Raw genomic sequence first — 9663 nt, 5'->3', positions numbered from 1 at the left:
AAAGATAATTTTATTATTGTCATTAATCTTTATTTCACTAATGCCGTAAGAGGCCATGGTGCGTGTGGTGCCAAACATTTTAAAGTCATACGCCATGTGCCAATGCACATAGGCAGAATCATCATAATAAGACGTATTTAATAATTTGACTGTGACATTGCTAACGCGATTATTCATCCCTTTGAAGTGCTCAACTAAATTACTGCGCGATGAAAATTGTGACAAAGTATCATTAATAAATAGCTGGTCTGCATACAACGAACTGGCTTTTTCTACAAATTCTGGTGTACCCAAAGTATTAAAAGTCGTAGTAAATTGCGTTCCAATCTCTAGGGCTTTGGCATCATCAAGTTGAATACCTTGGATACTGCTTCGAGCTTGACCGTACTCTGAAGAATAGCTGGGAATACTTTTACAGCCTGATATATAGAGCAATGGCAAAGTAAGGGCGGCTATTATCAATTTTTTAGCATTGTTCATAATCATTATCCATCTTCAATCTTATTTAGCTACTTTAGATAGGATGTCGTGAATAGAATGTGAAGATAGTGCTAAAGATCGGATGTTGAGTAGAATTAGCTGATCAAAGCTCCAATTGCTTTTAACTTTTCTTGCAGCTATGAATTCATTGTCTGCCTGAGTGGGTTATTTTAAGTAAAGAATAGTCAAATTAGGTTTAATTAAAAAGAAGCAAAAACTCTTCAACTCAAAATTTCATTTTCAATAAGAATATCTAAAGCTATCGCAATTGTTAATTCAGGCACAACTATCTCTATCATTAAATTGAGTCTCTCAAAATTAAGCTATAGAAATAGAAAGCGTTGCATTTTCTACGATCTACAAGGTGATTAATTAGAACTTGCCTGATTATTATTATATTTTTCAAAAATATAGCAATTACCTAAAACCATATAAGTTGGTCAGCATATTGTGATCAATGAGTGAATTTAGAATAAGCTGATAAGCCATAAATAACACTGGAAGCGTATGCTATTTTTTTAATTTTTTTTCATAAACTTAGTTTTTTTAGCTTATACATAAAATATCGGAACAATAAGTTATTGGATTAGTCTGAGGCGATAACAGTTTGGCATAAAAAAATTCGACAGGGTCAAAAAAACTTTATTCATAATTGATATATCAATTTGATATTGAATCAAATAATTAGTAAAACAGCTTGGACAAGTGATGAGGAAATACTGCAGGCGGTGGTCACGATAAGCTAATACTTTGGGATGCAAAGTATGACGAATACGACATAACATTGAGATCATTTCATTATTAATTTTACGGCAAAATTTGTGGAAAAGTGGTGAATCACTACTTTATCTTGAGAACGTTGACGTTGTTTATTGTAAACATCAAATAAAATTATAATCTTCATAAAATTCTCAAGTGCTGCATTTCCACTTTATAAAATTCTTAAAATCTACCTTTCTAAAAAATCAGTTAAAATTATAAGATATTGATAATTAATAAAATAAATAGTTGGCATAGCCATTGCAATAATACTCATACAAGTACTGAGGAGTTGCACTATGCATCAAACCAATTCGCAGCAGTCGACGTGCTTTATTCATGTAACAGGGACTCAGCGTGCGAAATTTATCGAATTTGAGTTCTCGATAGGTGATCCAGAGCTTGCAGTTGAAATGATTATGCCGGTAAGTGCCTTTGAGGAATTCTGTGCATTTCATCAGGTTCAGTATTTAACCGCTGATGAAGTCTGTGCATTGGAATATGAGCGGATGAAGTGGCGCTTTGGACAGCCTGGAATAACAGAATAAAAGCAATGTTAAAAAGATCAGGGAGATCTTAAATGCAAATTGATATTAAAACGTCTGGTGTGAAACCAGTTCGCAATACCTATGCCTATGTAGAGAAGCGTTTTGGCGACAAAGTTGCTTCACGTTATCAAGAAGCCAGTTACGACATTCAGGAAGAAATCAACTTTCACTATCGTCCTTTATGGCAGCCTGAACATGAGATTTTTGATACAGCGCGTACTGTGATCAAAATGAAAGATTGGTATGTCTTGAAAGATCCGCGTCAATTGTATTACGGCACCTATACCCAAACCCGTGCCCGTCAACAGGAAGTACTTGAAAGCAACTTTACTTTTGTGGAAAAAAATCAGGTTTTAAACACGATTTCTGCAGAATTAGTCACCAAAGCTGAAAACTTGCTCATTCCATTGCGCCATTATGAATGGGGCGCAAACATGAACAACAGTTTTATTACAGGTTATGCCTATGGTGCAACACTGACAAATGCAACGATGTTTGCCACCATGGACCGCCTAGGTTCAGCACAGTACATCACACGTATTGGATTGCTTATCGATGGCAACCAAGGAACTTCTTTGGAGTTGGCAAAACAGAACTGGTTAGAACATCCATTGTGGCAGCCGCTGCGCGAAAGTGTTGAAAATATGCTTGTCTTAAAAGACTGGTATGAACTGTTTGTAGCACAGAATCTGGTATTTGATGGCTATATCTACCCATTAGTTAAACACATTATCGACCGTGATTTAGTGGCACATGGCGCTTCAGCCATTAGCTTACTGACAGCATTCATGAATGAATGGTTCGATGAAACGCAGCCTTGGGTCAACTCAGTAATTAAAACCACTGCTGCAGAATCTAAAGAAAATCGTGCGCAAATTTCGCAATGGATTGAAAAATGGCAAGTCCAAGCTCAGGCAGTTGCGATTTCACTCCTTAAATTGGTAGATGCAGATGAAAGTGATATTGCATTGATTGATGAGGTATTTGCAAAACGCTTAAGCAAAATTGGCTTAGTTGCAAAGGGAGCTGCTGCATGAAAAATGTATTTATGGCCTTTCAAACCAATGATGACACCCGTCCCATTATTGAAGCGATAGAACAGGACAACCCTGAAGCAAAAATTGAATACTACCCGGCGATGGTGAAAATTGATGCCCCAGGTCAGCTGATTATCCGCAAAGAATCTGTAGAAGAAATTCTGGGCAGGACTTGGGATCTGCAAGAGATACACATCAATTTAATCAGTATTTCTGGAAACATTGACGAAACAGATGAGAGTTTCACAGTCGGATGGTTCCGTTAAGCATTAAAACACGATGAATTAAAAATCTGAACTTATGGAAAGTTCTCAATAAAGATTACGGAGAATAGGCATGAACATACATGCAAAAGCGGCAGCAGAAGCGCCACGCAAGCTGAGCTTAAAAGATAAATACGGTTTAATGACACGTGGACTAGGCTGGGAAACCAGTTACGTCCCAATGGATGACGTGTTTCCATATGATAAATTTGAAGGCATTAAAATTCATGATTGGGATAAATGGGAAGATCCGTTCCGTTTAACCATGGATGCTTATTGGAAATATCAAGCGGAGAAAGAACGAAAACTCTATGCAATTATTGATGCTTTCTCACAAAATAATGGCCATTTAAACGTTGTAGATGCGCGTTATATTAATGCGATTAAACTTTTCTTAACTGGCGTTACCCCAATTGAATATAACGCGCATCGCGGTTTTGCGATGGCTGGACGGCAATTGCGCGGGGTGGGCTCACGCGTGGCCTGTCAAATGCAGGCGATTGATGAACTGCGTCATTGCCAGACTCAAGTTCATACTTTAAGTCACTACAACCGCTACTTTAACGGCTTCCATTCATGGCCGCAAAACTTTGACCGCCTTTGGTATTTATCTGTACCGAAGTCATTCATTAATGATGCGATGACTGCGGGACCATTTGAATATCTGGTTTCAGTGTCGTTCTCATTTGAATATGTGCTGACCAACCTGTTATTCATGCCTTTTATGTCAGGCGCAGCTTATAACGGCGATATGGCAACGGTGACTTTTGGTTTCTCTGCACAGTCAGATGAAGCACGCCATATGACGCTTGGTTTGGAAGCGATTAAGTTCTTATTGGAGCAAGATCCAGCGAATGTGCCGATTGTGCAAAAATGGATTGATAAATGGTTTTGGCGCGGTTATCGCCTGCTGACTTTAGTCGGCATGATGATGGATTACATGCTGCCGAAGAAAATTATGTCATGGCGTGAAGGCTGGGAAATTTACTTTGAACAAAGTGGTGGTGCACTGTTTGCAGACCTTGAGCGCTACGGTATCCGTATGCCGAAATACTGGGAAGATTCAGTTAAAGAAAAAGACCATATCACCCATCAGGCTTGGGCAATGTTCTATCAATATTGTTGGGGTACGGGTTTGCATGCTTGGGTGCCAACCGAAGAAGAGCAGGAATGGTTATCTAAAGAATATCCAAACAGTTTTGATGAACATTATAAACCGCGTTTTGAGATGTGGAAAAAGCAGGAAGATGAAGGTAAGCGTTGGTACAACACCAGTCTGCCTTGTTTATGTCAAACCTGTCAGATCCCAATGATCTTTACCGAAGTCGATGATCCAACCACAATTCGTCAGCGTGAAAGCATTTACAAAGATGAAAAATATCAATTCTGTTCAGATGGCTGTAAGGACATCTTTGATGATGAACCAGAGAAATATGTACAGGCTTGGTTGCCCGTCCAGCAAATTCTCAAGGGCAAAGCTGGTGGGCCGGGACCTGACGATATAGTGCGCTGGTCGTATTTAGAGCCTGGTGTAGATACAGGGGCTTTTGAAACATCGCCAGATGCACTGAACTGGGCCAAATGGAAGAATCCAAACGGATCAGTTTAAGTATTCAAACGCTAAATTAATTTAAAGCTCAAAATAACAAATCGGTGGTGTTTTCAGGAAGAAACACCGCCTAGGAGATTCTTATGTCAGTTATCGCCCTAAAACCGAATTATCAAGGAAAAGTTCGAGATGCTAAAGACCAGTTCGATGGTCAGCATGTCCTGTTTGTTGAGTGGAATGGTCATTTAAGTATTAGCGCACCTATCGCCGTATTGGTTGATCCTGAGCAGAAATTTCAAAATTTTATTGAAACTCAATTGGCGCAAAGCGTTTTTGCCAGTCATAGCGATTGGTCACAGATTGACTGGGAAAAAGTGGAATGGACTTATGACCGGAAGCCTTTAGTGTTTGATGCTCAATCAAGCTTCAATAGCCTTGAAATCGGGCATAAATCTTATATCCGTTTTAATACGCCTAACTTAAATGGGCTTTAAGGAGAGCGCCGATGACTTATGAAGTAACCATTGAGCCCTTAGGTCAAACCATTGAAGTTGAAGAAGGGCAAAATATTTTGGATGCTGCTTTGCGTGCAGGGATATGGCTGCCGCATGCATGCTGTCATGGATTATGTGGAACATGCAAAGTTCAAGTCATGGAAGGTGAAGCGGATTTAGGCGAAGCTTCTCCATTTGCCCTGATGGATATGGAGCGTGCTGAAGGTAAAGCCTTGGCCTGCTGCGCCATTCCGCAATCTGATCTGACCATTGAAGTGGAAATTGATGAAGATCCAGACGCCAAAATTATTCCACTACGGGATTTTGAGGCGACTGTAGATTCAATAGTAGAACTGACGCCCACCATTAAAGGCATCTTCCTCAAAGTAGATGGAGATGTGGAGTTTCAAGCTGGGCAATATATCAATTTGTATATTCCTGGTTTGGATGAACCGCGTGCTTTCTCGATTGCCAGTGCACCGTCTCAAAGTAATTTAATTGAGTTGAATATCCGTAAAGTACCGGGCGGTATTGGCACAGGTTGGCTGCATGATGATCTGGAAGCTGGACAGCAGCTGAAGTTCTCAGGTCCTCTTGGCCGCTTTTATACCCGATATTCTGATCCTAATCCTGTCATTTTTATTGCCGGCGGTTCGGGTCTATCGAGTCCAAAATCAATGATTTTGGAACTGCTTGAAAGTGGCGATACGCGTCAAATTACGCTATTTCAGGGAGCACGTAACTTCAGTGAATTGTATTACCAGTCATTCTTTGAAGATTTAGCGAAGCAATACCCGCAATTCCGTTATTTCCCTGTGCTGTCAGATGAAGCCGAAAGCAGTGAGTGGGCTGGTGAGCGCGGCTTTGTACACGAGGCAGCGATTCGTATTTATGACAATGATTTTAGAAATCATAAAGCCTATTTATGCGGACCGCCGCCGATGATCGAAGCGGCGATCCGAGGATTGATCCGTGGACGTTTATACGAGCGTGATATCCACATGGAAAAATTCTTAAGTGCTGCAGATGCTGCGAATCAAGCGACGCGGAGTCCTTTATTTAAGAATATTTAGGCCCATTGGCAGGTTTGAGGAGGGTGGATGGATGTACCTGATTCGATTATTAAATATTGAAGAAACATTTCAATGCTCAGTAGGAAAAACTTTATTGCAAGGCATGCAGTCACTGGCAAAGAAAGGTATTCCTGTTGGCTGCCGTGGCGGTGGTTGCGGGATCTGCAGGATACGTGTCACGAAAGGAAACTACAGCTGTCAAAGGATGAGTCAAGCGCATGTGAACACGCAAGAGCTGGAAGAAGGTATCGCTTTAGCATGCAGGCTCTATCCTGAAAGCGATTTAGAAGTGGAAGTTTTAGGGTTGAAAAACTGCAAGAAGCAATTGCAGATCACTTAAAGGATGAAGTCAAAATGAATAATAAACCTGTATCTCGCCCTGGGCATGTCGCACTGCGCGTTTTAGATTTAGAAGAATCAGTTCAGCATTATGTCAATGTTTTGGGGCTGATTGAAACAGCGCGTGATTCAAAAGGTCGAGTGTATCTGAAAGCTTGGGATGAGCATGATCATCACTGTTTGATTTTACGAGAAGCTGAATCACCGGGCATGGATTGTATGGCCTTTAAGGTGGTGAGCGAAGTTGAGTTAAAACGTTTGGCTCAAGCCATTCAGGATTATGGCATTCATATCGAATGGATTGCCGCAGGCGAAGATCTGGCTACAGGGGAGCGGGTACGCTTTACTGCACCAACAGGCCATGTCTTTGAACTGTATGCGCACAAAGATTTATTTGGCAATGGCATGCCAACCACCAATCCAGGGATTCAGGCTCAAAATTTAAAAGGGATTCATCCTAGCCGTTTTGATCACTGTGCTTTGATGGGCGAAGGCGTGGAGCAAAGCTATCGTTTATTTAAAGATGTGCTGGGTTTTGATTTAGCTGAGCAAGTACTTGATGGTGACACCATGATGGCCGCCTTTATGTCATGCAGTAATAAACCGCATGATGTGGCGTTCATTTTTGCTCCAGATAAGGGCAAGCTGCATCACATGTCGTTTTTTGTTGAATCATGGGCACAGGTGCTGACCGCGGCAGATACGATTGCCAATCATGATGTGTCGCATGAAATTGGTCCTACACGCCACGGCATTACTCGCGGTGAAACGCTGTATTTCTTCGATCCGTCAGGTAACCGCAATGAAGTCTTCAGCGGCGGTTATATCTGGTATTCAGACCGCCCAACTTTGACTTGGACAGCAGATGAATTGCCGCGCGCAATTTTCTTCACGGAAAGAAAACTCAGCGAAACCTTCTTTAATGTCATGACCTGATTGAGCAGTCCAAATTTAAAAATAACGTTAAGGTTCAGTAATTGACAAATGTGAGTATAAAAAATGAATGCAAGTGTTAATCCAGAAATCGTAAATTCAATTCAAACGGGTAATTTTTTAACGAATTATCATGATACAGGCAAGGGATTTCCTGTGGTCATGGTGCATGGTTCGGGACCGGGTGTTACAGCTTGGGCGAATTGGCGTTTGATCATGCCAGAGCTTGCAGAAGATCGCCGTGTTATTGCACCGGACATGCTGGGTTTTGGCTACACAGAACGTCCAGCAGGTGTTCAATACAGTAAAGAAATTTGGGTACAGCAACTGAAATATCTATTTGATGCTCTGAATATTGAACAGGCAGACTTAGTCGGAAATTCTTTTGGCGGCAGTATTTCCTTAGCCTTTGCAATTGCTTATCCAGAACGTGTCCGCCGATTAGTATTAATGGGCAGTGTAGGCGTACCTTTTGAAATCACAGAAGGCTTAAACAATGTGTGGGGCTATGAGCCTTCCTTTGAAAATATGCGTAAGTTGATGGACACCTTTGCGCATAGCCGAGAACTGGTGACCGATGAACTGGCAGAATTGCGTTATCAAGCCAGTATCCGCCCAGGTTTTCAGGAGTCATTTTCAGCGATGTTCCCAGCTCCGCGCCAGCGTTGGGTGGACGGGCTCGTGAGTCCTGCGGACAAAATCAGCCAGCTGCCGCATGACACACTGATCATTCATGGACGTGAGGACAAAGTGATTCCTTTATTTACCTCAACCCAGCTTTTTTTATTGATCCCGCATGCGCAGCTTCATGTGTTTGGTGAGTGCGGACATTGGGCGCAAATTGAACATAGTGCGCGTTTTTCACGTTTGCTGCGGAATTTTTTTAACGAATAACCTTTTATAAAGTAACAGCCTGCAGCAAGGCCGCGTGCAGGCGTCAAATGAAACTATAAGGATTTAAAAATGAAAATTAAGTATTTAAGCTTAGTTTTAGGTGCATTCTTTGGCTTGTTTTCAGCCAATAGTTTTGCAACTGAAAATGGTTCTGACTCATTTGCATTAGGTGCGGAAGGTGTAATGGCGGGTGCATTGCCGCCACCGGGTGTGTATCTGCTTTCCTATTATCAAAATTATACTGCTTCAGATTTTGTTGGATCGGATGGAAAGACTTTAATTCCAGATTTTGATATCGATGCTAAAGCTTTCGTACCGCGTTTGGTCTGGATGACGGAGCAGAAAATGCTTGGCGGCCAGTTGGGATTCTATGCAGCACAGCCTTTGGTTGATTTACGTTTGCATATGGCTGGACAGCAAGATCATAACAGCGGTTTAGGTGATTTGATTTTTGCGCCAATGCTGGGCTGGCATAGCGGTAATCACCATTGGGCAGCAGCTGTAGAAACCGTTTTCCCAACGGGTGATTATGATAAAAACCAGCTCTCTAATATCGGTAAAAACTACTATACCTTTAGACCAATTTTAGCCTATAGCTACAGTGATCCATCGGGTTGGGATGTCTCAACAAAAATGTCTTATAGCTTCAATACTGAAAATGATGACACTCATTATCAGTCTGGTGATTACTTTGCTGCAGATTACAGCATTGGCTATAAGTTAAACCCTAATTTGCTTTTGGCTCTAGAAGGATATGCTTTTAAACAGCTGACTTCAGATGAAGCCAATAATATTGATATTGATTTTAAAGGTCAGGCTTTGGCCTATGGTCCAGGCATTCATTATCAGAAAGATGGCTGGGCTTTAGAGGCCAAATATTTAAAAGAAACTGAAGTTGAAAATCGGCCTAAGGGCGATGCAACTTGGCTGAAATTCGTTTGGTCTTTCTAAAGAGGCATTAAACAATGAGCCAAATTTTAGAAATGTGTGCTGAACAGCTTTATCAATCAGAACAGAAACTAAAACCCATTGCTCCGATCCGATCAGAACTGGGTGAAGATGCCACAGTAGATGATGCCTATGTCATTCAGGACATCAATACTGAACGTGCTTTAAACAGCGGCCGGCGTTTGGTGGGCCGAAAAATTGGCCTGACGTCAGTAGCTGTGCAGAAACAGCTGGGTGTGGATTCTCCAGACTTTGGCATGCTGTTTGCCGACATGGCCTATGGTGACGGTGAAGCGATTCCTCCAGGCAAACTGATTCAGCCGAAGGTTGAGGCGGAAATTGCTTT

General features: G+C 41.5%; 12 protein-coding genes. 11 read left to right on the top strand and 1 reads right to left on the bottom strand.

Annotation, left to right across the window (positions count from 1 at the left end; genetic code table 11):
* Positions 1-480 (bottom strand): nuclear transport factor 2 family protein (locus B9T34_RS18670; protein ID WP_171265249.1); only part of this gene is annotated, 480 nt, incomplete at its 3' end.
* Positions 481-1538: 1058 nt separating this feature from the next.
* Between B9T34_RS18670 and B9T34_RS18665 the strand changes: the two genes are divergently transcribed.
* The 11 genes from B9T34_RS18665 to B9T34_RS18615 all read left to right on the top strand — a co-directional run.
* On the top strand, positions 1539-1787 hold the full coding sequence (locus B9T34_RS18665) for a phenol hydroxylase subunit (RefSeq protein ID WP_086214630.1): 249 nt from the start codon (positions 1539-1541) through the stop codon (positions 1785-1787).
* A 32-nt stretch (positions 1788-1819) separates the two neighbouring features.
* The gene (locus B9T34_RS18660; RefSeq protein ID WP_086214629.1) at positions 1820-2824 is read left to right on the top strand and encodes an aromatic/alkene monooxygenase hydroxylase subunit beta; all 1005 of its coding nucleotides are present in this window, start codon (positions 1820-1822) and stop codon (positions 2822-2824) included.
* Positions 2821-3090 (top strand): MmoB/DmpM family protein, encoded by a 270-nt coding sequence (locus B9T34_RS18655; protein WP_086214628.1) that lies wholly within the window; start codon positions 2821-2823, stop codon positions 3088-3090. Before B9T34_RS18660 ends, B9T34_RS18655 begins: the two co-directional genes overlap by 4 nt.
* 70 nt (positions 3091-3160) lie before the next feature.
* Positions 3161-4696 (top strand): aromatic/alkene/methane monooxygenase hydroxylase/oxygenase subunit alpha, encoded by a 1536-nt coding sequence (locus tag B9T34_RS18650; RefSeq protein ID WP_086214627.1) that lies wholly within the window; start codon positions 3161-3163, stop codon positions 4694-4696.
* 83 nt (positions 4697-4779) lie between these two features.
* A complete protein-coding gene (locus B9T34_RS18645) occupies positions 4780-5130 on the top strand; it encodes a phenol hydroxylase subunit P4 (protein ID WP_086214626.1) in 351 nt (116 codons plus the stop codon).
* Between the two features lie 11 nt (positions 5131-5141).
* The gene (locus B9T34_RS18640) at positions 5142-6203 is read left to right on the top strand and encodes an NADH:ubiquinone reductase (Na(+)-transporting) subunit F (RefSeq protein WP_086214625.1); all 1062 of its coding nucleotides are present in this window, start codon (positions 5142-5144) and stop codon (positions 6201-6203) included.
* 31 nt (positions 6204-6234) lie between these two features.
* Positions 6235-6543, top strand: a complete 309-nt coding sequence (locus tag B9T34_RS18635; protein WP_086214624.1) for a 2Fe-2S iron-sulfur cluster-binding protein — start codon at positions 6235-6237, stop codon at positions 6541-6543.
* Between the two features lie 14 nt (positions 6544-6557).
* Positions 6558-7478 (top strand): catechol 2,3-dioxygenase, encoded by a 921-nt coding sequence (locus tag B9T34_RS18630; protein ID WP_086214623.1) that lies wholly within the window; start codon positions 6558-6560, stop codon positions 7476-7478.
* Between the two features lie 63 nt (positions 7479-7541).
* Positions 7542-8369, top strand: coding sequence for an alpha/beta fold hydrolase (locus tag B9T34_RS18625; protein WP_086214622.1), 828 nt, complete (start codon positions 7542-7544; stop codon positions 8367-8369).
* Between the two features lie 69 nt (positions 8370-8438).
* Positions 8439-9320, top strand: coding sequence for a SphA family protein (locus B9T34_RS18620; RefSeq protein WP_086214621.1), 882 nt, complete (start codon positions 8439-8441; stop codon positions 9318-9320).
* Positions 9321-9334: 14 nt separating this feature from the next.
* A partial coding sequence (locus tag B9T34_RS18615; RefSeq protein ID WP_416202727.1) for a 2-keto-4-pentenoate hydratase occupies positions 9335-9663 on the top strand: 329 nt, incomplete at its 3' end.

The organism is Acinetobacter sp. ANC 3813 (assembly GCF_002135435.1).
Classification (GTDB): domain Bacteria; phylum Pseudomonadota; class Gammaproteobacteria; order Pseudomonadales; family Moraxellaceae; genus Acinetobacter.
The sequence above is the reverse complement of the archived record's forward strand: the minus strand, read 5'-3'. Positions and strand labels throughout refer to the sequence as shown.